This is a genomic window from Rhizorhabdus wittichii (genome assembly GCF_017607425.1).
GTDB classification, from domain to species: Bacteria; Pseudomonadota; Alphaproteobacteria; order Sphingomonadales; family Sphingomonadaceae; genus Rhizorhabdus; species Rhizorhabdus wittichii.
Genome location: NZ_CP059319.1, coordinates 3625423 through 3649373, shown reverse-complemented (window position 1 = coordinate 3649373; position 23951 = coordinate 3625423). Strand labels below are relative to the sequence as shown.

Here is a 23951-nt window from a genome sequence, read left to right as displayed (position 1 = left end):
TCAGGCCTGCAGGTCCCGCTGTCGGCAGGCATGGTAGCGGTAGAGCCGCCATGGGCCGCCATCGCCCCGCCACACCTGGGTCACGAGCGAACGCATCGTCATCCAGTCGATGTCGCCCCGGCGGCGAACACGGTTGGTCAGCGCACCATTCAGGACCGCCATATCGCCCCACAGGACGAGCTCCGCGTCCTTCCATTCGACGGAAGCGACCTCCAGCCGCAGCCTTATGCCTTCGACATAGCTTTCACGGTCATCGACAAAGCCGGTGGCGTGGACGTGCCGAAGATCGGGATGAAGAATGTCGAGCAGCGCCGCGAGATCTCCGGCGACGAGGGCCGCGCAACGTCTCGCCTCGATATCGAACAGGGATTGCTCCACGGCCGACATTGTTTTCCCCCTCGACAAGGCCCCTCCGGTCGACGTTCGTCGTCCCGGGGAGAGCAATGGCCATTGCGAACGAAGAAGAGAAAATCTTTATACGGCTCGCTTCAAGACGCTGGACGTCTTGATATGTTCAACCTTCCGTCGGCCACGAGGGCCGATACGGCGTCCACGAACTGGTGCGCCGCTGCCGAAAGTCCCCTGGCGGCGAAGGCCATCACCATGCCGATCCTGGGCGCGGACACTGCAATCGGTCTCGTCTCGAGTCCATCGAGCAAGATATGATTGGCGAAGGTCGGTAGCAGGCCAACTCCGATGCCGAGCCGGGCCATCGACATATATTCGATCACATTGTCGGCATGCTCTACGATTTGCGGTTTCATGTCATGCCGGGCAAACCATTGGGTCACCGCATGATCGAGGCCGGGAACATTATCGGTGACGCCGATGATCTTTTCCGTACGCAGATCCTCGATGCTGATGAACGTCTTGCCGATCAGAGGATGGTCGCGGCTCAGGATGACGTTGATCTCTTCCTCGAATATCGAGACCGTCGTTATCCGGGGGTCATTGATCGGGGGGCGCATGAAGGCGACATCGATCGTATGGGCCCGCAAGGCCGCCAGTTGCTGACGCGAGCTCATGCTGGACAGGGAAAGGTCGATCCGCGGCACCCGTGCCCTGACCTGCGGAAGCAACGTCGGGAAGAGCGCGATCTCCGCGGCAATGAGGAAGCCGATGCGCACGACGTTCGCTTCGTCGCCGCCGGCGCGAGCGGCGACCACCCCCTCATCGATGATTTCCAGAGTTCGCCGCGCATACTCGGCGAAGGTCACACCCGCGGGCGTCAGTTTTACCGAGCGGCTGTTGCGGACGAACAGCTTGCGGCCGATCTCGCTCTCCAGCGCCCGAATCTGCTGGCTCAGCGAGGGTTGCGACGTATGCTGCCTCTCTGCCGCCCGGGTGAAATTCAGCGCATCGGCCACCGCCAGGAAATATCGCAGATGCCTCAATTCCATAGCATGCGGCATGACATAGCTGGCTAGACCGGTCGAGGGACAAGTGCGCCGGCCGCATCCGCCCGTCCGACGAGACGCGCGACGATCCCGTAGGCGCCGCCGGCCGGCAGCATCAAAGCCACGACCAGCAGGATGGAAAAGCGTACGGCATTTTCATGCAGGCTTGGCGACAGCAGATCATTCAGAACGCCGATCAGCAGCGGCCCCAGCCCGAGGCCGGCCAGAATGATGCAGGAGGTCAGCGTCGCCGAGATCGTGGCGCGCATCCTTGCCGGCAGCAGCCGATAGGCGATCGAATAGGTGGGCGCCAGCCACATGCTCTTGAACATCTGGAAGAGGACGAAGGCGCCTATCGCGACCCTGACGTCACCGCTCAACACGAACAGGGCGCCTGCGGGAGCGGAGAGCGCGGTGCCGATCCCGGCGAACCAAGCATACCACCGGACGTCGCGTCGCGCCAGGTGATCAGCCAGCAGCCCCGCCATCACATGTCCGCCGCCCTGGCCGATCACCGACGCGAGTCCCACCCAGAGGCCAACTTCCTCGGTTCCCATGCCGTGGACACGCATGAAGAAGGCCGGAACCCAGCCGAGCACCCCATAGGTCACGAGGCCGGTGATCGTGCATATCCCAGCAAGCCAGCGGAAACAGATATCGTCCCATAATATCCGGGCAACTCTGTGCGAAGTGCTTGCGGCCGCAACGGTGATGAGGTCCTGCCCGCGCGGGGGTTCGGCCACCGTGAAACGAATGAACAACGCCAGCACCAGACCGGGCAAGCCGACGACGAAGAATGCGGTCCGCCAATCGAAATGCGCGCTGATCCAGCCGCCGATGAAGAGGCCGGCGCCGGCGCCGACCGCACTGGCCGCCGTCAATATGCCGAAAACCGTCGCCCGCCGCTCGCTGGGATAGATATCCGACAACAGCGACTGCGACGCCGGTACCGCGCCCGCCTCGCCGATCGCGACACCGGCCCGCGCCAGGGCCAGTTGCAGGGTGCTTTGGGCCAGCCCGCTCAGCGCCGTCATGCTGCTCCACAACGCCAGACAGGCCGCGAGCACCGTTCGCCGAGCGCCCTTGTCCGCCAAACGTGCGATAGGAAAGCTGGCCAGCACATAGCAGATCGAGAAGGCGGTGCCGGTCAGCATGCCCATCACGGTGTCACTGACTGCAAGGTCCTTTTTGATCGGCTCAAGCAGGATCGTGAGGATCTGCCGGTCGATATAATTCACGACACTGACCAGGCAGAGCACCACCAGAACATAGTGCCGCATCCGGCTTTTCTTTTCGATCATATTGAAAATCCCCGTGCGGCCTTTCGCGCGCGTCGGCCGCGATCGAGCGTAAAATCGCCCTTCCTTGCACGTGCCACGCCATCGTCATCGATCTTAGGCGATCCTGTTCACCACCAGCTTATGGCGGCTGCCAGAACAGGACAAAGTCGTTCTGCTACTTCCAACGAGACGTAGTACGTCTGGATGCCGTGACATGGCCGGCAGCACAACCGCGCATATCTTCCATTAGACGATATATAAATTATATCAAATATGACCTTTACAATATATTGGGAAAACATCTCTCCGCCTGCCATCTGGCCGCTGAGTTCCATTCGAACCGGTCGAGAGGATTGCTGCCGCCATGTTCAACCCGCCTCAGCTCATCGAAACGCGTGTCGTCGCCCGGCTGCCGGAGAGCTTCCACGTCCATGGCCGCACGTCGGAACGCTATGGCAACCGGAAATATTATCTCGAGGGGCCGGTCCTCGGCCGCGACGGGTTGCTCTATTTCACCGACGTTCCCTGGGGACGCATCTTCCGGATGACGCCCGACGGCGAGATTTCGCTCTTCGTCGAGTATGACGGTGAGCCGAACGGATTGAAATTCCATCGCGACGGCCGGCTGTTCGTCGCCGACAACCGCAACGGCATCGTCGTGATCGATCCGATCTCCCGAAAGGTCGAGGTCCTCGTCAAACGCGTGGCCAACGAGGGCTTGCGTGGGCCGAACGACCTGACCTTCTCCAAGTCGGGCGATCTCTATTTCACCGATCAGGGCAACAGCGATCTGCAACGCCCGCATGGCCGCGTCATCCATGTCGCCGACAATGGCGATGCCCGCATCCTCGTCACCGACATACCCAGCCCCAACGGCCTGGTCCTGAGTCCGAAGGAGGACTGGCTATACCTGGCCGTCACCCGCACGCTGACGGTTTGGCGGATCGCGATGGAGCCGTCGCCTGGCCTCGCTCCCAGCAGCCCGGTGGGGACGGTCGGCGTGTTCCTGCAACTGTCCGGCGGCGGCGGCCCAGACGGCATGGCGGTGGACAGCGCGGGCAATGTGGTCGTGGCGCATTCGAATCTGGGCAGCGTCTGGATATTCTCGCCGATCGGCGAGCCGCTGTACCGGATCAAGAGCGAAGTCGGCCATGCCACCTCGAACATCGCTTATGGCGGTCCCGACAACAAGACGCTGTACATCACCGAATCCTCGTCCGGCAGCATCCTCGCCGCCGACCTGCCGGTGGCCGGCGAAAAATTGTTCGGCCAGCTTTGATGCCGTCCCTCAACAAGGCGGTCGCGTGCCTGGCCGAAGGCGGCGCGGCGATCGGCATCGGCATCACCCATTTGCGGTCGGTCGCTGCGGTCCAGCTCGCCCAGGCGAGCGGATATGACTGGTTCTTCGTCGACATGGAACATGGCGCCTGTTCGCTCGATGCCGCGGCGCAGATGTTTACGGCCGGCCTTCTGGCCGGGCTGACGCCGTTCGCCAGGGTCGGCCGGGGCGCCCTGCAGGATGCTGCCCGCGCGCTCGACACTGGCGCGCAGGGCGTCATCCTGCCGCAGATCGAAAGCCGGGAGGAGGCGGAAGCGGCGGTCGCGGCGCTCCGCTATCCGCCGGTCGGCCGGCGCGGGTGGGGCGGCACCTCGCCCCATTTCGGCTTCCGGCCGCCCGCCGTCGGCGACGCCATGGCGATCCAGAACGGCCAGATCGCGATAGTCGCGATCATAGAGACGCCGTCAGGTGTCGAGCAGGTCGACGCGATCGCCGCGACCGAAGGGATCGACATCCTCTTGATCGGCGCCACGGATCTCTCGATCCAGATGGGCATCCCCGGGCAATATTCGGCTCCTGCCATGCAGGATGTGTTCGCGCGCGCCGCCGCCGCGTGCCGGCAACATGGCAAGCATTTGGGTATGGGCGGCATCTACGACCAGCAATGGGCCGCCCGTTACCACGACCTGGGCGCGCGGTTCCTGGCGGGCGGGTCCGACCATGCCTTCATGCTAAGCGCGGCACGGTCCCGCGCCGATTTCCTGCGGGGCCTGTCACGCGACCTGTAGCCGCTCAGCGCGATCAGCCCTGACGTCCCATCGCGACGAGCAAATCGCGCAGCTCCAGGACCAGCCGGCCCGTCTTCCCTTCGGCCACGCCCACATAGAGCGTGGAATCCGCCTGCGGGTCGCGGATCGGCAGGAAAGCGAGATGATCGACGCCCATCCTGCGCGCCAGCGACGGCACGACCGCGATGCCGATCCCGGCCGCCGCTAGGCCCAGGATGGTCGGCACCTCCCGCGCCTCCTGGACAATGCGCGGAAGGTAACCCGCGTTTCGGCATAGCTTCATCAGTACGTCGCGCAGCCCGCTGGCGGCGCTGGTCGGCGTGCTGATGAACATCTCCGCCTCCAGGTCCCGCATCGCGATATCGCGCCGCGCGGCGAGCGGGGAACCCTCGCGCACCGCCAGCACCGGCGGATCCTCATAGAAGGGTATCAGCTCCACATCGCCGCCATGATCGCCCTCGGGCAGCCGGAAGATGCCGATGTCGATGCGCTGCTCGGCGATCGCCGCCAGTTGCTCGGCGGATCGCATCTGCTCCAGCGTGAAGCTGGTCTTCGGATAGCGCTTCCGGAACTCGTTGATCGCGGCTGGCAAGACATGCAGGAATTCCGACGACTGCGTATAACCGATGCGGATCTCGCCTACCTCGCCGTCCGCCACCAACCGGACGTCACGCGCCGCGTCCTTGACATGGGCTAGGATGTCGCGGGCGTGGCCGAGGAAAATCCGTCCAGCCATCGTCAGATTGACGCGTTGGCTGGAGCGATCAAACAGCCGGGCTCCCAGTTCCTGTTCGAGCTGGGCGATCTGCATGCTCAGCGGTGGCTGGGAGATGTTGAGTCGTTCCGCGGCGCGGCGGAAATTCAATTCCTCGGCGACGGCTACGAAATAGCGCAGGTGCCTCAGTTCCATCCATGCCTCGATATATATATCATATCAAACTAGCGTTATGCATTATATTGGATAATCTCACCAGTCCCTTCTATTTCGATATCGCCGACACGCTCGGCGTGCTCATGGCCAGGTCAGACAGGCCGGCTCGAGCAGCTCATGATGAAGGGGAGGACGGATCTTGATCAGCTCATCTCGCCGCAAGGCGCTCGAATGCCTTCTCGGCCTGTCGCTGTCGCATCTCGTGGCGGCGGCCGCGCCTGCCCTGGCGCAGGCCACGCCCGCGGGGGCCGCCAATCCAGAATTGGACGCTTCGCAGATCGGCGACATCGTCGTCACCGCGGAGCGCCGTTCGGCCAAGCTCCAGGACGTGCCGCTCGCGGTCACGGCGTTCGATAGCGCCGCTCTCGAAAAGCGCGGGATCGTTCGGATGGGCGACGTCGGCGCGCTCGCCCCCAGCCTCGAAATCCATTCCACCAGCCGCCCCGGCGGCGGCGGATCCTCGATCGCGGCCTATATTCGCGGCGTCGGCACCGGCGACTACAACATCCCCACGGATCCCGCGATCGGCATCTATGTCGACGGCGTCTACATGGCGCGCAGCGTCGGTGGCCTCCTGTCGCTGACCGACGTCGAGCAGATCCAGGTGCTCAATGGGCCGCAAGGCACCTTGTACGGGCGCAACACGCTGGGCGGCGCCATCCTCGTCACGACCCGCAAGCCGAGCCTGAGCGGTGACATGGAGGGGCAGGTCGGCGCCCGCCTCGGCAATTATCGGCGTCGGGACGCCTGGGCGTCGGTCAACGGACCGCTTGTCGAGGACAAGGTCGGCTTCAAGCTGTCGGTCTCCTCGCTCAATTCCGACGGATGGGCACGGCAGGCGCTGACCGGACGCCATCTTAGCGATGAGCATCGCCTGATCATCCAGGGCGGGCTGCAGTTCGGCCTGACCGAGGACCTGAGCCTGATCCTGAGCGGCGATTATACCCGCCAGCGGCAGAACCCGCCGATCGTGCCGTCGGTGGCGCTCACCAATCCCAGCGCGCGCCTGGCCCAGTTCAACACGCTGGTCGCGCCCGCGCTCAACGCCGGCCTTGGCCTGCCGGCCGGCTCGATCGCCGACAGCCGCTGGCTCTCGCCGGACTACAAGACCGGCTATTCGACGCTGCCGGTGCGCGACGACAGCGATATCGGCGGCGGATCGCTCCGCCTGGCCTATACGCCGAGCGACAGTTTCAACGTCAATGCGACCCTGGCCTATCGCAGGCTCACTGCCGACATCCTCGTGTCGAGCGACGGAACGCCCTACAACCTCTTCGTCGGCGGCAGCGATTTCCACGATCGGCAATTCAGCGCCGAGCTGACCGTAGGGGGAAAGGTGGCCGATGACCGGCTGACCTATTTGGTCGGCGGTTATTATTTCCGGGAAAAGGCCCGTACCGTCGATACCTCGCAGACCTTCCACGGCTTGTACGAAGCGACGAACATCGCGGCCAATGCGCTCGATACGCTCACCCGCCAGAGGATGACGGCCGAGAGCTATGCTTTCTTCACCCAGGAGACGTTCGCCCTGTTGCCCAATCTGAACATAACGGGCGGTGCGCGCATCAACCATGACAGCAAATATTACGCGGCGTCGGTGTTCCGCCCACAGCTCAACGCGATCGGTGTCCCCGAACAGGCGAGCAAGCCGGGCTGGACCTCGTTCACGCCCAAATTGGGGATCGATTGGAAACCCGTCCGCGACATCCTGCTGTACGCGAGCTACGCCAAAGGTTTCAAAAGCGGAGGCGTCGCCATGCCGCTGCTCGGTGTGCCCCCGACGAGCTACGATCCCGAGAAGCTGACCACCTACGAGGCCGGCTGGAAATCTACCCTGTTTGATCGCCATGTGACGTTCAATGCCTCTGGCTATATCAGCCGCTATCGCGACGTCCAGCTAACCTCGATCGTCGCCCTGCCGGGGGGCGGCAGCGGCCGGCCGACGCAGAATGCGGGCGATGCGCATATCTCCGGCGTGGAGGGCCAGGTCACCGTTCGCCCGGTCCGGCGGCTAAGCTTCAATCTGGGCGGCGGTTACGTCCATGCCCGCTTCTCACGGCTGACTCCGGGGGCGATCTCGGCGCTGGGCGCCAAGGTCGGCGACCGGCTGCCGCAAATCCCCGACTATAATATTTTCGCCGGCGCCGAATATGGCTTCGACGCGATGTCGGGCGTCTTCACGCTGCGCGGCGACGTGAAGAGGACCGGCAAGACCCAGCTCACCCCTGGGGACCTAGTGTCGATGCGTCCAGCCTATACGTTGGTCAACGCATCGATTAGCTATGCGCCCGACTGGGCGGCCGGCCTGGAACTGGCGGTGCGTGGCACGAACATCACGAACCGGAAATACATCGTCTTCAGCTCGAGCTCTCCCTCCACCGGCTACCGCGGCGTGATACCGGGCAACCCGGCGGAGTGGTACGCCAGCGCGGTCTTCCGCTTCTGAGGTTCGTGGAAAGGACGCCCGGGCGATGAATAATCTTACCGCCATTACCGCGTTCCTCGCGGTGATCGCGCTCTCGGCAGGGGTCATCGCCTGGGCCGCGCGGCGAAATCGCTCGGTCAGCAGTTACTATACCGCCGGCGGATCGCTCAGCCCCTGGCAGAACGGCCTCGCCCTGGCCGGCGACTTCATCAGCGCCGGCGGTTTCCTGGGATTGACCGGGCTGGTCGCGGCCAGGGGCCTCGACGCGGCCGTCTATGCGATCGGCGTGCTGGCATCCTGGCCGCTGATGCTGTTGCTCTTCGCCGGGCCGCTGCAACGGCTCGGCAAATATACGCTGGCCGACGTGTTGACCGGTGTGCTTGGCTCCTCTCGCCTGCGCATCGTCACCGCCGGCAATCAGATCGTCATCCTGTTGCTGGGCCTGACCGCCAACCTCGTCGGATCGTTGCTCATCCTGCAACTGCTCTTCTCGCTGAGCGCCGTGCCGGCGCTGCTGCTCATCGGGGCGCTGATGCTGGCCTATGTGGTGTTGGGGGGCATGTCGGCGGCGACCTGGCTGCAGATCATCAAGGCCAGCCTGTTAATGGCGGCCATGATCGCGATCCTGCTATTGACCCTGAGCCATTTCGATTTCAGCCTCGACGCATTGCTGGCCGCCGTTGCGGGACAGGGGAAGGGCGACGCGCTGGTCCCCTCCGGCATGTATGCAGGTGGGTTCGACACCGTCTCGCTCCTGACCGGACTTGCCCTCGGCGGCGCCAGCATGCCGCATGTGCTGATGCGTATGAACACCGTTGCCAGTCCGGCGGCGGCACGGAAGTCGGCGTTTCTCGCCACCGTCGTCGTCGCCCTGTTCCACGTCATCCTCGTGGTGGTCGGTCTGGGCGCCTCGGTGCTCCTCTCCCCGGCGGAAACCGGGGCGTCCGGAGGAAACATGACGCTGCCGCTGCTGGGTGGAATGCTCGGCGGGCAGGCCATGCTCGGTTTCGTCGCCGCGATCGCCATCATGACCATGCTCGCCGTCATGGCCGGGCAATGTATCGCCGGCTCGGCGGCGATCGCTCACGATATCTGGGCGAACGCGCTGGGGCGCGAAGCCGGGGGCAGGGGACGAGGCAGCCTCGTGGCCAATCGTGTGGCAAGCGTAATGCTGCTCGGCGTGGCCTTGCTGCTCGCTTACGGGCTGAAAGGCCAGAATATCAGCTTTATCGCCGCCACGGCGATGGCGATCGCCGCGAGCGCCAATTTCCCCGTGCTCTTCCTCGCGATATTCTGGAAGAAGCTGACCGCTCGTGGCGCCGTGTCGGGTATCGTCACGGGGCTGATCAGCAGTGCTATCCTGATCTTCCTGGGGCCTTTGGTGCAGACCGGCTTGCTCGGCCGCGCCGAGTCCATTCTGGAACTCCGTCACCCCGCGATCTTCTCGATGCCCTTAGCGCTGATCGCCGCTCTCACGGGGTCGCTGATCCCTGGGCCCTCCATTGGGCGGCCCTCGCCAGATGACGGGTCCAGACTGCTATCGACATCGGCGATCATGGCAGCGGGTAGTTATATCCTCCTCGTCGTTTTTGGATTGATTGTTGGCGCCCCGCCCTTCTGGTTGACGGAGTCGGTGATTTTCCATGTAACCGGCTATGCCGTGCTTCTTGCCGGGGCCGCATTGATCGTGCCCTTGATAGCTGCTGGATATATCCTCACTGCGTCACGGTCAGGTGGGATTTCTAGGGATCTAGATGGTGGCGCGCCAGATATTTGCCGTCCTAGTGGGTGGCGTCAGTACAATTGATTCTACATCTAGAAATTATCGGGGAGTATGAAGAGCGACTGCGCAAGCTGGCTTCGAAATGCTCATCGTTATGGCATCGCGTTACATCGTTGCGATCGACCAGCTTGAAATGAACAGTGGTGGTAAGGTCATCATAAACATAGAGACGGATCGCCGGAATCGTTCTATTCAAGATAAGCTGCCATGGCGGCGGAGCTGTTAGCTCTAGCCCTAGTCGTATTCGTGGCAAGTTCTGAATGGCACAGTTAAAAACGCTGTGCTCTGTTGAGCAGTTATCAGCCGTTGATCCTGTCATAGAGGGTGACGACGCAAGCCCCCCCCAGGCCCAGATTATGTTGGAGGGCGTGGCGGAGATCGTCGACCTGCCGTGGGCCTGCGGTGCCTCGCAACTGGTGGGTGAGCTCATAGCATTGCGCAAGCCCTGTCGCGCCCAGAGGATGCCCTTTTGAGAGCAGACCGCCTGATGGATTGGTGACGACGCGTCCGCCATAGCTGTGGTCGCCATCGGCTATGAATCCGGCCGCGCCGCCCTCGGGACAGAAGCCGAGCGCCTCGTAGCTGATCAGCTCGTTGTGCGCGAAGCAGTCGTGCAGCTCGGCGGCGCGGATGTCCTCGGGGCCGACGCTGGCGGCCTCGTAAACCGCCTCGGCGGCGCGCCTCGTCATGTCGCTGCCGACGAGATGGATCATGTCTTGGGCCTCGAAGGTGGCGGGCGTGTCGGTCGTCATCGCCTGCGCGGCGATCCTCACCCGCGCATCGATCCCGTGGCGCCGCGCGAAGTCGGTCGAGACGACGATCGCCGCCGCCGCTCCGCAGGTCGGGGGACAGGCCATGGGCCGCGTCATCACCCCCGGCCAGAGCATCGGCGCGGCGAGGACGTCGTCCTCGCTCATGATCGTCCTGAACAGCGACATGGGATTGTTGGCCGCATGGCGGCTCGCCTTGGCGCGCACCCTGGCGAAGTCCCGCAGGGTGGTGCCGTACCGTTCCATATGGTCGCGTCCGGCGCCGCCGAAATAGCGCAGCGCCAGCGGCAGGTCGACATCGACCCGCGCGTCGCAGGCCGCGTCGAAATCGGCGAACGGATCGACGCGATCGGGGAAGCTGGAGCGGATCGCGCCGGGCCGCATCTCCTCGAAACCCACGGCCAGCACGCATTCTGCGGCGCCGCTCGCCACGGCCTGGCGGGCGAGGAACAAGGCGGTCGAGCCGGTCGCGCAATTATTGTTGACGTTGACGATCGGGATGCCCGTCATCCCGGCCGCGTAGATCGCCTTCTGGCCGCAGCAACTGTCGCCATAGACATAGCCGGCATAGGCCTGGTCGATCTGGTCATAGGCCAGTGCGCCATCGGCCAGCGCCCGGCGGATCGCTTCGGCACCCATGTCGTCATAGGCGGGGCCGACACCGGGCTTGGTGAAGGGGATCATCCCCACGCCGGCCACCAGGACATCCCTTTGTCCACGCATTCCCGTACCCCCGCCTGTCATGTCCCGCGCAGCGCTTCGCGTCACCGGACGGCGTCCGCTATCCGGTCGAGCGAGCCTTCGATCGTCAGCACCCTCGCCACCGCGGGCCGCTCGATCATCCGCGCGGCATGGCGCCGCAGGGCGGGCAGCGGCGACAGGTCCAGCCCGGCGAAGCTGGCCCAGTTGAAGAAGACCATCGCATAGCCGTCGCACAGCGTGAATTGGTCGCCCATCAGCCATGGCCCGTCCTCCAGCATCACCTCGATCCGCCGGAGGTTGTCGAGGAAATCCTCCTTCCCGCGCGCGGCGATGCCGGCATGGGCCGCTTCCTCGGACGTCAGGACCATCGGCCGCATCATGTGGCGGAACGAGATGTGGACGCTGTTGGAGAACCAGGCGAGGCGCGACAGCGCGACCGCCGCGGACAGCGGATCGTCGGGCATCAGCCGGGCCGAGGGCGCCGCGGCCGCGACATAGGCCTGGATAGCGACGTTCTCGGTCAGCACATGGCCGTCGATCTCCAGCGCCGGCACCTTTCCGGTCGGCACCCTGGCGAGATAGGCGGGGCTCTTCTGCTCGCCGTCGAAAATCGAGATCGCCGTCCGCTCAAAGGCCAGGCCGCTCTCCTCGATCGCGATGTGCGAGGCGAGCGAGCAGGCGTTCGGCCCATAATATAGTCTCAGCACGTCGCTCTCCCTGCATCGTGATGACGGATCGCCGGACGCCGGCGGATCAGACCTGGCGCGTCTCGCGCGCCCAATAATGGTTGCGTATCTCGCGCTTCAGGACCTTGCCGACCGGGCTGCGCGGCAGTTCGGGCCAGAAGTCGATCCGCTTCGGGGTGCGGATGCTGCCGAGGCGTTGCCTGCACAGCGCGATCAGCTCCTCCGCGCCGCACGCGCGGCCCGGCTTGAGCTCCACCACCCCCAGCACCGCCTCGCCCCATTTCTCGTCGGGGCAGCCGATGACGGCGCAGTCCTGAACGGCGTCATGGCTCCAGAGCACCTGCTCTATCTCCGATGGAAAGACGTTGAAGCCGCCGGTGATGATCATGTCCCGCTTCCGGTCGGTGATCGAGACGAAGCCGGCGTCGTCGACGAAGCCGACATCGCCCGTCCTCTGCCATCCGTCGCCGATGCGGCAGGCGGCTGTCGCCTCGGGATTCTCGAAATAGCCGGCCATGAGCAGGTCGCCCTTCACCGCGATCTCGCCGGTCTCGCCGGCCGGAAGGGGGCGGCCGGCGTCGTCGACGATCATGACCTGCGTCAGCAGCGCCGGCCGGCCGCAGCTCGCGAGCCTCGCCTCGTCCCCGCGCGCGATCGCATCGACATGGTCCTCCCGGGTCAGGATCGTGCACAGCATCGGCGCCTCGGCCTGGCCGAAGGTCTGCACCATGACGGGGCCGAACAGCTCCATCGCCTCGCGCAGCTTCCCGACCGACATCGGCGCTGCCGCGTAGATCAGGTTCTGGAGCGACGAGAAATCGTGTCGGCGGGCCTCCGGATGCGCGAGCATCGTATAGATCGCGGTCGGCGGCAGGAACAGCGTCGTCACCCGATGCCGCTCGATCGACGCCATGACCAGCGACGGTTCGGCGCGGTCGATGATGACGGTCGTCGCCCCGATCGCGAACATGCAGATGGCGACGACCCCCGCCGCATGGGTGATCGGCGCCGCGGCCAGATGCACGGCATGGCCTTCATGCCTGATGCCGGCGTGGAAATTGGCGAAGAGCGAGGCCCAGGTCCGGTGGGACCACATGGCGGCCTTGGGCGATCCGGTCGTGCCGCCGGTCGCGAACAGGGTGCAGATGTCGTCCATGCGCCATTCCCCCGGCGGTGCGGGAGAGGGTCGCAGGTTTCCGGGATCGGGCAGGATCGCGACCGCGCATCCCGCGATGCCGGCCGCCCGTTCCGCGGCCTCCCCTAGGTCGGGATGGGCCAGCAGGAGATCGCAGCGCGTCGTCGCCAGGAAGGCGCCGATATCGTCGGCTGGCATCTTTGCATTGGCGGGTATCCAGAGCGCCCCCAGCCGGAAGATCGCCAGGATGGCGACGATCGCGTCCGCGCCATTGGGCGCCAGCACGGCGATGCGGCTTCCCGGCCGGTCGAGGTGGGGAGCGATCCAGGCGGCCAGCGCGCAGCTGTCCGCCCGCACCTCCGCATAGCTGCGGCTCGACTCTCCCTCGATCAGGCAGGCGCGGTCGGCGAACTGCCCGGCAGCCCGGTCGAAGATATCGATGATCCGCATCAGAATATGTCCATGTTCATGCGAGCCGCGCGTCCATCGCGCTCCTGATCGCGACGCGCCAGTCGGCGATGGGGGAGAAGGAGCTACCCTCGCGCGCCAGCCGCTCGGTGCGCGCGAGGATCTCATCGTCGTCGAGGCCCAGGTCGAGCGGTTCGAACACCGGCTGGGCGCAATACCATGGGGTATCGACGAAGAATTCCAGGAAGTTCCTCTCGGGATCGTGGAGATAGATGCTCCATGCCGTTCCGTGATTGGCGTAGAGCGGTGCGACAGCGGGACAACGCCGCCGGAGATGGGCGTCGAACGCCTTGAGCGCGGGCAGGTCGGCCAGTGCGAAGGATATCTGGTTGATGCAGGGGCCGAACATCGGATTGGCGGTGTTCGCGGGCAGGTCGGCGGGCCGGCCGGTCCCCAGCACGATCTGGTGATGGTCCATCGGATCGCGGCTCAGGAACACCAGGTCGCAGCCCAGCGCGTTGCCGCGATCCGTCACCGTGAAGCCCAGCATGTCGACGTAGAAGCGCTCCATCCGGCCGATGTCGGACGTGCACAACCCCATATGGCTGAAGCGGAAATGGGGGACTCTGGCGATCACTTCGTTCATGGCGCTCTCCTGAAGCAAGATTGGTAATATCGTATTACTATATAGTCAACACATCTTCCCATATTGTATTGGCGGCGGGGCTGTGGGAGCTTGCCGCCCACAAGGAAAGCCGTTCAGGGCAATGGAGGCGTCGATTACGGATCGTGATGTCAAGCGTGGCCGGAAAGCCCGGCCGCCGGAGGTGCGGGGGGCGAGCCTGGAAAACCTCCGCCAGGAGCATATCGGCCGGTTGTTCCTGCTCGGGTCGCGGGTCTTCGAGCGCCTTGCGCTGGCCGAGCTGCGCGCCAATGGGTTCGACGACCTGCGTCTCGTCCATCTCGCGCTGATCCGCGCCCTGCCGGTCGAGGGGCTGAGGACCACGGAGATCGGGGAGATCGCCGGCATGACCAAGCAGGCAGTGGGGCAGCTCGCGATCGAACTCGAAAAGGCCGGCTATGTCGTCCGCCTGCCCGACCCGACCGACGGCCGCGCCAAGCTGGTGCGCTATGCGGCGCGGGGGCAGAGCCTCGTCGCCGTCATTCCCCAGGTGCTGCTCCGCGCCGAGGCGAGGATCGAGCAGATGGTCGGCGGCGAGGATTTCATCGTGATGCGCCGGGCGCTGCGACGCCTTCTCGCCCTTTCCGGGGAGGCGCAGGACGGCCATGGCTGAAAGCTGTTGCTATAAAGTAATATGATGTTACTAAATCTCCGGCGACAGTGAGTCGGGGAGAGATGCATGTCGAATGTCGAGGCCGTTGCCGGACGCCTGCCGTCGCGGACGGAGGTCCTGATCGTCGGGGCCGGGCCGGTCGGTCTCACCCTGTCGCTGGAACTGTCCCGCTACGGCATCGACCATGTGCTGGTCAGCGACGGCGACGGGCCGTCGACGCATCCCAAGTGCAACACCACCAATGCGCGATCGATGGAGCATTTCCGGCGCCTTGGGCTTTCCCGGGCGTTGCGGTTCGGGGGGCTGGCGGAGAATTATCCCACCGACATCGTCTATCTGACGCGGCTGGGCGGCGAGGAGATCGGCCGCATCCGTTTCCCCACCGCCCGGCAGGCGGCGGAGCATGACGGCCGCAAGAGTGGGCCCTGGCTGACGCCGGAGCTGCAGCATCGGATTTCGCAGATCTTCCTCGAGCGCATCCTGCTCGACGAAGCGCGGGGGCGGCCGCGCGCGGGCATCTTCCTGCAACGGCGGCTGCTCGATTATCGCGACGACGGGACCGGCGTCGACGCCGTCATCGAGCCGGTCGAAGGCGGCGAGCCCCAGGTCGTTCGCAGCCGGTGGATCATTGGCTGCGACGGGGCGCGAAGCGCGGTGCGCAGGGTGGCCGGCATCGCCTATGAAGGCGAGAGCGGCGCCGACCGGCCGATGTTCGGCGGCACCATGGTCGCCACCTATTACCGGTCCCGCCGACTCGCCGAGCTCTTCGCCGGGCGCGAAGGCTTCATGTACTGGACGGTCAATCCCGATATCCGGTCGGTCACGGTGGCGATCGACGGGAAGGACAGTTTCCTGACGCACATACAGGTCCCCGCCGAGGCGTCCCCGGAAGCGATGGACCCCCGCGATTTCCTGCGCCGCGTCGCGGGCGAGGACATCGACGTGGAGATAATGTCCAGCGCCGTCTGGAACGCCGGCCTGCGTCTCGTCGCCCGCGAGCTGGTCAAGGGCCGCGCGGTCCTCGCCGGCGATGCGGCCCATCTGTTCACGCCGACGGGCGGTTTCGGGATGAACACCGGGATCGACGACGTCGCCAATCTCGCCTGGAAGCTTGCCGCCGACGTCCAGGGCTGGGGCGGGCCGGCGCTGGTCGCCAGCTACGACGCCGAGAGGCGGCCGATCGCCCACCGCAACACTCTGGCGGCCAGCGAAGTGGCCGACATATTGGGGGCGTTTCCGGTCCCCGACGCGATCGAGGGGGCCGGCGTGGCGGGCGAGCAGGCGCGCGAGCTGGTCAGGGACGCCATCGCGCATGTCGCGGTCGAGGAGTTCGGCACCGTCGGCGTCCAGCTCGGCGCGCGCTACGAAGGGTCGCCGATCGTCGTCCCCGACGGCACGCCGCCCCCCGCCGACAGCCGCACGCGCTATGTTCCGACCGCCCGGCCCGGTTCGCGGCTGCCGCATTTCCTGCTGGACGGCGGGGTGCCGATATTCGACCGGCTGGGCATCGGGCTCACGCTGCTCGATTTCTCGGACGGCGGCGCCGACCCCCGGCCCTTGCTGGAAACCGCCCGGGCGCGCGGGATAGACGTCGCCTATGTGGCGATAGCGTCGGCGGAACGGCCCGCGTCGATCGGGGCGGACATCGTCATGGTCAGGCCCGACGGACATGTCGCGTGGCGCGGCGATCGGCTGCCGGACGATGGCGACGCCTTCTTCGACAGGATTCTCGGATGGCTTTGCTGAGCGGCATCCGGCCCATATCGGGCCGACGCGGCTCTATATGGTAATATAGTGCTACTATGTGGTAATGTGTCTTTACAAAATAATGGGGAGAGGATGATGACCAAAGGAAAGATACTGCTCTGGGCGTTGGCGAGCACCGCCTTCACGGCTCCCGCGTCGGCGCAGGACGGCGATGCCGGTCGCGCCGCCGACGAGATCGTCGTCACCGCGCGCCAGCGCGCCGAGGCCCTTCAGGACGTGCCGGTCGCGGTCTCGGCGATATCGGGCGTCGCCCTGGAGAAGGCCGGGGTGACGCAGACCCGCGAATTGTTCGCCTCGACGCCCGGGCTGTATTTCAGCCAGACCGGGCAGCGCCAGAATGACGAGCAATTCTATCTCACCATCCGAGGCGTCGGCAGCTCGCCGGTCGTCGAGCCCTCGGTCGGCGTGTTCGTCGACGGCGTCTATATGCCGAGCCTGGGATGGACGGCCGATTTCCTCGACCTCGAACGGGTCGAGATTCTTCGGGGCCCGCAGGGCGCGCTGTTCGGCCGGAACACGGAAGGCGGCGCGGTCAGCATCGTCACGCGCAAGCCGTCGGCGGAGTTGCGCGGGCGCGTTTCCACCGAGGTCGCGGAGTTCGGCAGCTGGCGGGGGAGCGCCTCGGTCTCGGGGCCGCTCGCGGAGAATCTCTATGCCAGCATCAGCGGCTTCGCGTCGACGACCAACGGATATATGCGCAACGTCACGCGCAACGAGCACCAGGACAACCGGGATCGGCACGGCGGCCGCCTGATGCTGCGCGCGGTCGACCTCGGCGGCTTCGAGGTGCTTCTCTCGGGCGACTATATGAAGTCGAAGGGGCGGTTCGACGCGTTCGGCGACGCGGTGGCCGGCCAGGCGATCACCGTGGTCGATCCGCAGGCGCCCGCCGCGGCGCGCGGCACGACGCTGGTGAGCAATCCCCTGGCGGGCCGGCGCTACACCACCTACGGCAATGACGAGAACCGCGTCTCCTCCGAGAATTACGGCGCGGCGCTGCAGATCATGCGCGACATCGGCCCGGCGGTGCTGACCTCGATCACCGGCTATCGGCGCGTGCGTTCCCGCGACATATATGACAACGACGCCATCGCCACCGCCTCCTCGGTCAACGGCGCGCTCACCAAGCAGCGCATCCTTTCGCAGGAGCTGCGCCTCGTCTCCGACACGCAGGGGCCGCTGTCGTGGATCGCCGGGGCCTATGGCTTCAAGGAGCGGCTCAGTCAGGATCGTCTCTCGCAATTCTTCAGCGGGACGACCGCCGGGCCGATCGCCGGCAGCGGCAACGGCTTCGGCTATGTCAGCGACGAGGCGACGATCCGGCGCGACGGCCTCGCGATCTTCGGCGAGGTGAACTACGACGTCACCGAACAGCTCGAACTCTCGCTCGGCGCGCGCTATTCCTACGAGAAGGTCAGGCAGGACCCCAACCTCAACGTCGCCGTCCAGATCGGCGCGGTGGTGGTCAACGTCGCGAACGCCACGCCGCGGCGCAAGGCGTTCGACGGCTTCTCGCCCTCGGCGTCGCTGTCCTACAAGCTGCAGCCCGGCATCCTCGTCTATGCGTCGGCCGCGACCGGCTTCAAGGGCGGCGGCTTCACCAAGGAGGTGCCGAACACGCCGCTCCAGAACGCGGCGCTCGATAACGAGACGTCGCTCAACTACGAGCTGGGCCTGAAGGCGGACCTGCTCGATCGCGCCGTCCGGCTGAACATGGCGCTGTTCTACACCAAGCTGAAGGACCAGCAGCTCGCGACCCGGATAGAATTGGCCCCGGGGACGGGCGTCTATATTCCGTCCACCCTCAACGTCGGCCGAGGCCATTCGCAGGGCATCGAGGTCGAGACGGTCATCCGGCCCGTCCGTCCGCTCCGCATCACCGGCAACCTTTCCTACACCGACACGCGCTTCGACGACTATGTCGCCTCGCCCGCGACCGCCACGGCACCGGCCTATGACAGGGCGGGGCAGGCCTTCCCCGAAGTGCCGAAATGGCTGGCCTCGGCGAGCGTCGAATATGCCTTCGAGCTGGGCAACGACCTGATGCTCGTCCCCAATGTCAGCTGGCGGCACATCGGCAGCAAATATGTGGGGCAGGGCAATGCCTCGATCCCCTTCATCACGATCGACTCCTACGACCTGTTCGACGCCCAGCTTGCCCTGTCCAGGGGGCCCTGGTCGGTCGTCGCCTTCGTGAAGAACATCGGCGACAAATATTATCTGGCCAACCGTTTCCAGAACCAGCCGGCCACCTCGGCGCCCGGCTTCCTGAGCTGGGGCAAGCCGGGGGCGCCGCGCCAGTTCGGTGCGAGGTTCTCCTATGACTTCTGATGCGCTGGTGGATCGCCGCACCCTGATGAACGGGGCGGCGGCGCTGCTGCTGAGCGCGGCCGGCCGCCCGCGCGCAGGGGCTCGGGGCGCTTCCCGCCCGGCGGGCGGGGGCCCGCCACCCCGCCGCCGGGCTTCGCGGAGAAGCGGTTCGTCTCGCCCAACGGGACGCTGCGCTATACCGAGGGGCCGGCCAATGGGCAGACCTTGCTGTTCCTGCCCGGCATGGGTGTTCCCCGGCAAAGCTATCACCCCGCGGCGGCGCTCCTCTCCGACCATTTCCACGTCGTCCTGCTCGACCAGCGCGGGCAGGGGGAGTCGGACTGGGCGGCCGACGGGCGCTATCGCGTCGTCGACTATGGCGCGGACCTGGTCGCGTTCATCGCGGGGCCGCTGCGCGGCCGCAAGGTCATCGTCTCGGGCCATTCGCTCGGCGGTCTCGTCGCCTTGTGGCTGGCCTCGCGCCATCCCGAGCTGACGGCGGGGCTCAATGCCGAGGACAATCCCTTCCTGATGTCCGAGCGCGGCTATTGGGAAGGCCATTGGGTGAAGCCGCTGTTCGAGGCGCAGGAGGCGCGGCTGCGCGCCTTCCAGGCCTCGGGGCGCGATCCGGCGATGCTGGGCCGCCACTTCGCCGACGAGCGGGCGGTGATGCCGCGACAGGACGTCCCCTATCTCCAGCGGGTGCGCGCGCTGGGCAAGCAGCTCTCGATCCTGACGCGGCGGGGCGTCCTGCCGGCGGACGCCGCGGAGCAGGCGCGCCTCGACGGCGCCTATGCGCGGTGGCTGGCCGGCGAGCCGCTCCGCAACCGCGACATGTTGCCGGCCGGCGTCCTGGCGGCCGCCCCGGCCATGTCCGCGACGATGGACCCGCTGGTGCCGCATTTCGCGGTGACGGCAGAGCTGAACGACGGCTTCCCCCACCGCGCGGCGATGGCCGCGGTTCGCGCGCCGACCCTATATTGGAACTCCGACCAGGACCTCGTCGGGGTGCTCAGCCAGCGCGAGCATGACGACAATGTCGCGGTGATCGGTGCCCATGCCCGGGTGCGGCATGTCGTCGCCGACGGCGTGGGGCACCTCATCCATGCCGAGCAGCCCGAATTCTATGCCCGCGAGCTGGCGGGCTTCTTCGCTGGCGTCTGCATCCCGCCGCGATGACGGGCCGGCCGGTCCGAACGGCCGGCCGTCCACCCGCTCCGTGCGGCGGGCTTCACAGCTTGATGCCGGCGACCTTCGAGGATCTGCGCAGCTTGGCGGCGTAGAGGGGTTGCAGATGCTCCGCGAGCGCCCCGGCTTCTTCCCGGAGCCAGCGGATGAGCTGGGCGCGGCGGGGCTCCTCCATCCGCTCGCGGATCGCGGTTATGCTGAGCGCCGCGAGCGGCTTTCCGTTGGATGCGACCGCGGCGCAGCCGAGCGTGCACATGCCGGGGATGAAGACGCCGTCGTTGAACACATATCCGTTTTCCCTGGCGGCGGGGATCAGGCTTCGGACCGTCGCCTGGTCGATATTGGGGAAGCGGGCATAGCCTTCGCGGTTGGCGCGCAACGTCTCGTCGACCGCCGCGTCGACCATGGCGGCCAGGATCGCCAGGCTTCCCGCGCCGATGCCCAGCGGCCGGCGCTCGCCCAGCCATGGCGTATTGATCTGGACCGGGAAGTCGCCTTCCGCCCTGTCGATCACCACGCAGTCGGTGCCGGCCGCGATCGACAGGATGACGGTATCGCCGACCCGTTCCGCCAGCCGCTCGAGATGCGGCCGCGCCACGTCGACGACGCCATAGCGATTGGCGGCCGCGGCGCCGAGCTGGAGAAGGTCGAAGCTCAGGAAGAAGGCGCTGCCTTCGTCGCCCTGCTCGACCAGCCCCTGGGCCGCGAGGCTGCTGAGCAGCCGATGGACCGTCGACTTGCTGAGGCCGGTCGCGATCTCGACGTCGACGAGCCTCGCGCCGGTGGAATTATGGGCGGCCACGGCCCGCAGGATCGCGGCTACGCGCTCTATGCCTTGGCCGGCGCCGGACGATTTGGTTGCCATTCTATCCAATGCTCTCGGGGGAATCGGTTACAGCTCGGGTCAGTCGCGCACGAAGACGGGACTAATCGTCCTTCGTTCGATGCGCCAGCGTCCAGCATCGCGGACGAAGCTCTCCTCCACGTCCGCGACGGTATGCGGAACGGGATTGCGCGACGGCTCCTCCGAGCGGAAGACCGTCAGCAGCAGCGCCGAGTCGACCCGGTCCTCGCCACGCCGCGTGAGCATGAGATTGGAGACGACGTGGCGCGTGACGAGACCCGTCATCTCCTGCCGCCGGCGCATCGCGAGGCGAACCGCCTCGCCCCGCAGATCGCCGGGGGTCGGCGCGCCGGCGCCATAGGTCAGCAGGGCGTCTTCGCTGAACATCTCGGCCGTTTCCGCGGCGCGGCCATGGTCGACCAGCCAGTAGAAGCGATGGATGAGGTTGCCGATTTCCCGCTCGGTTTCGGTGCCGACGTCCATTCTTCGCCCTTTCGCGCATAAAATTCCATTGACCGAGATAATATCCCATTATATGGAACTTATATCGCGATCATCCCGCGATATGATCAGATTAATGCCGTTATATCCATAAAAATATCAGATAGACGGAACTTTTGATGGAGGGGGTTATGCGAAGCAGGCAAGATCACATCGGCATATCGGGCTTGGCGTTGATGGCCGCGCTCATCTGTCCGGCGGCCGCCCATGCGGCCGAGGACGGCGTGGGCGACGCGGCGGAGATCGTCGTGACAGCGCAGAAGCGCGAGCAGCGTGTCAACGAGGTCCCGATGTCGATCAGCGCGCTGAGCGGCAAGGAGCTGGCCGACAAGGGCATCGTCAAGCCGGGCGATCTGGAAAAGAGCGTGCCGGGCTTCAGCTACACCGTCAGCGGCTATCAGACGCCGGTCTATATCCTGCGTGGCGTCGGCTATTTCGAATCCTCGCTCGCGGCCGATCCGGCCGTGTCGGTCTATGTCGACGAGGTCAGCCTCCCCTATTCGGCGATGACGATCGGCGCCGGGCTCGACCTCGAGCGCGTCGAGGTCCTCAAGGGTCCGCAGGGCATCCTGTTCGGACGCAATTCGACCGGCGGCGCGATCAACTATGTCGCGGCCAGGCCCACGGCCGACTTCGGCGCGGGCATGCGGGCGAGCTACCGCCGCTTCGGCGAGGTGGAGCTGGAGGGCCATGTCACCGGGCCGATCAGCGACACGCTCCGGGTCCGCGTCGCCGCCCGCACCGATCAGGGCGGGGACTGGCAGCGCAGCTATACCCGGCGCGACAGCTTGGGCGCCAAGGACCTCCTCGTCGGCCGCGCGATCGTCGAGTGGACGCCGTCCGCGGCCTTCACGGCGCAGCTGAACGTCAACGGCTGGCGCGACCGGTCGGACAACCAGGCGCCGCAACTCGTCGCGCTGATCCCCAAGACGCCGGCCAACATTCCCGACGTCCCCGGGACCTTCCTCTATCCGCTCGCGCCCGCGAACGATCGCGCGGCGGACTGGAATGCCGGGCGCAGCCTCAGGAACGACAACTCGCTCTGGCAGACCTCGCTGCGGCTGGGCTACGACCTGTCGTCCGACATATCGCTCACCTCGATCACCAGCTACGCCGACTATTCGCGCTATGCGCCGATCGACCAGGACGGCTCGACGCTCAACATCATCGACAGCCTCGACGTCGGCGGCATCAAGTCCTTCTTCCAGGAGCTCCGCCTGTCGGGAAAGACCGACGCGCTCACCTGGGTGTTCGGCGGCAATTACGAGCGCGACCGCATCTCGGAGCGGTTGACCTCCTTCCTCGGGGATTCGACCGGCGGGAGGATCGCGGGCGTCCGGTACAACGGCGCCCAGGCGAACAACGTCCAGATCGCCAAGACCTACGCGCTGTTCGGCAACGCCGAATATGAGATACTGCCCGGCCTCAGCATCCAGGGCGGCGCCCGCTACACCAAGGCGGACCGGAGCTTCGACGGCTGCAGCGGCGATGTCGGCGATGGCCGGTTCGCGGCGGCGTTCGTGGCCCTGCAAACCGCGCTGAAAGGGGGGCGGTCGCCCATCATCCCGATCGCGCCCGGCGAATGCACCAGCCTCGACGCCAATCTCGATCCGGCGCGGCTCGTGACCGATTTCAACCAGGACAATATCTCCTGGCGCGCGGGCCTGAGCTGGAAGGGGGAGGGCGGCCTGCTGCTCTACGCCAATGTCAGCCAGGGCTACAAAGCCGGCGGCTTCCCCACGACCACGGCCGCGACGCTGACCCAGTTCACCCCGGTGTCGCAGGAGAAGGTCGTCGCCTATGAGGCGGGCTTCAAGGTGCCGCTCTGGGATCGGAAGATCCAGTGGAACGGCGCGGTCTTCCGCATGGACTATACCGACAAGCAGGTGCGCGGGATCATCCCCGATCCGGTCCTGCGAACGGTGCAGGCGCTGGTCAACGTGCCGAAGTCGAAGATCGAAGGGGCCGAGGGCCAGGTGCATGTGCGCCCGGTGCGCGGGCTCGACCTCGACTTCTCGGGCACCTATCTGCACACGCGGGTCGACGACTTCATCGGTCTCGACGTGTTCGGGCTCCAGCGCAATTTCGACGGCTCTCGCCTGCCATATACGCCGAAATGGCAAGCGGTGGCGGACGCGCGCTACGCATGGCCGGTCGGCGACCGCCTGTCGGCCTTCGTCGGCGGACACCTGACCTATCACAGCGGCACCAATGCCCAGCTCGGCGGCGTGCCGGTGGTGGCCATCCGCGCCTATACGCTGGTCGATCTCAACGCCGGCATCGAGAGTGCCGACGGCCGCTGGAAGGCGATGCTGTTCGGCGAGAACGTGACCAACAAATATTACTGGAACTCCGCCAACAGCATCAGTGACGTGGTGGTCCGCTATGCGGGCATGCCGGCGCGCTACGGCGTCAGCTTCAGCTTCCAATATTGATCAGCCAACGCCGGGCCCACGGGCCCG

19 protein-coding genes are annotated in these 23951 nt (G+C 65.9%); 9 read left to right on the top strand and 10 right to left on the bottom strand.

Features of this window, described 5'->3' with window-relative positions; genetic code table 11:
- From HRJ34_RS17440 to HRJ34_RS17430, 3 genes are all read right to left on the bottom strand, one after another.
- Positions 1-387 (bottom strand): nuclear transport factor 2 family protein, encoded by a 387-nt coding sequence (locus HRJ34_RS17440; RefSeq protein ID WP_208631969.1) that lies wholly within the window; start codon positions 385-387, stop codon positions 1-3.
- A 101-nt stretch (positions 388-488) separates the two neighbouring features.
- Positions 489-1400 carry a LysR substrate-binding domain-containing protein gene (locus HRJ34_RS17435; protein WP_208631968.1) on the bottom strand — a complete coding sequence of 304 codons (912 nt, stop codon included), beginning with the start codon at positions 1398-1400 and terminating at the stop codon, positions 489-491.
- A 23-nt stretch (positions 1401-1423) separates the two neighbouring features.
- Positions 1424-2698, bottom strand: coding sequence for a spinster family MFS transporter (locus HRJ34_RS17430; RefSeq protein WP_208631967.1), 1275 nt, complete (start codon positions 2696-2698; stop codon positions 1424-1426).
- A gap of 343 nt (positions 2699-3041) precedes the next feature.
- Here HRJ34_RS17430 and HRJ34_RS17425 point away from each other — a divergent pair, with 343 nt between their 5' ends.
- The gene (locus tag HRJ34_RS17425) at positions 3042-3956 is read left to right on the top strand and encodes an SMP-30/gluconolactonase/LRE family protein (protein WP_208631966.1); all 915 of its coding nucleotides are present in this window, start codon (positions 3042-3044) and stop codon (positions 3954-3956) included.
- The gene (locus tag HRJ34_RS17420; protein ID WP_208631965.1) at positions 3956-4744 is read left to right on the top strand and encodes an HpcH/HpaI aldolase family protein; all 789 of its coding nucleotides are present in this window, start codon (positions 3956-3958) and stop codon (positions 4742-4744) included. Before HRJ34_RS17425 ends, HRJ34_RS17420 begins: the two co-directional genes overlap by 1 nt.
- A 13-nt stretch (positions 4745-4757) precedes the next feature.
- Here HRJ34_RS17420 and HRJ34_RS17415 read toward each other — a convergent pair whose 3' ends face one another.
- Positions 4758-5654 carry a LysR family transcriptional regulator gene (locus HRJ34_RS17415; protein WP_208631964.1) on the bottom strand — a complete coding sequence of 299 codons (897 nt, stop codon included), beginning with the start codon at positions 5652-5654 and terminating at the stop codon, positions 4758-4760.
- 160 nt (positions 5655-5814) lie between these two features.
- Here HRJ34_RS17415 and HRJ34_RS17410 point away from each other — a divergent pair, with 160 nt between their 5' ends.
- On the top strand, positions 5815-8121 hold the full coding sequence (locus HRJ34_RS17410) for a TonB-dependent receptor (protein ID WP_208631963.1): 2307 nt from the start codon (positions 5815-5817) through the stop codon (positions 8119-8121).
- A gap of 25 nt (positions 8122-8146) precedes the next feature.
- Positions 8147-9907, top strand: coding sequence for a solute symporter family protein (locus HRJ34_RS17405; RefSeq protein ID WP_208631962.1), 1761 nt, complete (start codon positions 8147-8149; stop codon positions 9905-9907).
- A 275-nt stretch (positions 9908-10182) separates the two neighbouring features.
- Here HRJ34_RS17405 and HRJ34_RS17400 read toward each other — a convergent pair whose 3' ends face one another.
- Genes HRJ34_RS17400 through HRJ34_RS17385 form a run of 4 tightly spaced genes read right to left on the bottom strand, consistent with a single transcriptional unit; the run spans position 10183 to position 14230 of the window.
- Complete coding sequence (locus HRJ34_RS17400) at positions 10183-11376, bottom strand: lipid-transfer protein (RefSeq protein WP_208631961.1); 1194 nt, start codon at positions 11374-11376, stop codon at positions 10183-10185.
- Between the two features lie 41 nt (positions 11377-11417).
- Positions 11418-12062, bottom strand: a complete 645-nt coding sequence (locus tag HRJ34_RS17395) for a glutathione S-transferase family protein (protein WP_208631960.1) — start codon at positions 12060-12062, stop codon at positions 11418-11420.
- Positions 12063-12108: 46 nt separating this feature from the next.
- Positions 12109-13626 (bottom strand): class I adenylate-forming enzyme family protein, encoded by a 1518-nt coding sequence (locus HRJ34_RS17390; RefSeq protein ID WP_208631959.1) that lies wholly within the window; start codon positions 13624-13626, stop codon positions 12109-12111.
- 16 nt (positions 13627-13642) lie between these two features.
- Complete coding sequence (locus HRJ34_RS17385; protein ID WP_012050301.1) at positions 13643-14230, bottom strand: VOC family protein; 588 nt, start codon at positions 14228-14230, stop codon at positions 13643-13645.
- Positions 14231-14411: 181 nt separating this feature from the next.
- Between HRJ34_RS17385 and HRJ34_RS17380 the strand changes: the two genes are divergently transcribed.
- From HRJ34_RS17380 to HRJ34_RS17365, 4 genes are all read left to right on the top strand, one after another.
- Positions 14412-14879, top strand: coding sequence for a MarR family winged helix-turn-helix transcriptional regulator (locus tag HRJ34_RS17380; protein ID WP_226948838.1), 468 nt, complete (start codon positions 14412-14414; stop codon positions 14877-14879).
- 66 nt (positions 14880-14945) lie between these two features.
- On the top strand, positions 14946-16625 hold the full coding sequence (locus tag HRJ34_RS17375) for an FAD-dependent oxidoreductase (protein WP_208631957.1): 1680 nt from the start codon (positions 14946-14948) through the stop codon (positions 16623-16625).
- Between the two features lie 96 nt (positions 16626-16721).
- Positions 16722-18977 carry a TonB-dependent receptor gene (locus HRJ34_RS17370; protein ID WP_226948837.1) on the top strand — a complete coding sequence of 752 codons (2256 nt, stop codon included), beginning with the start codon at positions 16722-16724 and terminating at the stop codon, positions 18975-18977.
- Between the two features lie 204 nt (positions 18978-19181).
- Complete coding sequence (locus HRJ34_RS17365; protein WP_226948836.1) at positions 19182-20135, top strand: alpha/beta hydrolase; 954 nt, start codon at positions 19182-19184, stop codon at positions 20133-20135.
- A gap of 52 nt (positions 20136-20187) precedes the next feature.
- Here the strand turns inward: HRJ34_RS17365 and HRJ34_RS17360 are convergent, their stop codons facing one another.
- Together HRJ34_RS17360 and HRJ34_RS17355 are read right to left on the bottom strand one after the other, a co-directional pair.
- The gene (locus HRJ34_RS17360) at positions 20188-21009 is read right to left on the bottom strand and encodes an IclR family transcriptional regulator (RefSeq protein WP_208631954.1); all 822 of its coding nucleotides are present in this window, start codon (positions 21007-21009) and stop codon (positions 20188-20190) included.
- 39 nt (positions 21010-21048) lie between these two features.
- Complete coding sequence (locus HRJ34_RS17355; RefSeq protein ID WP_208631953.1) at positions 21049-21471, bottom strand: nuclear transport factor 2 family protein; 423 nt, start codon at positions 21469-21471, stop codon at positions 21049-21051.
- Between the two features lie 194 nt (positions 21472-21665).
- Here HRJ34_RS17355 and HRJ34_RS17350 point away from each other — a divergent pair, with 194 nt between their 5' ends.
- Positions 21666-23924 carry a TonB-dependent receptor gene (locus tag HRJ34_RS17350; RefSeq protein ID WP_226948835.1) on the top strand — a complete coding sequence of 753 codons (2259 nt, stop codon included), beginning with the start codon at positions 21666-21668 and terminating at the stop codon, positions 23922-23924.
- Positions 23925-23951 lie beyond the last annotated feature (27 nt).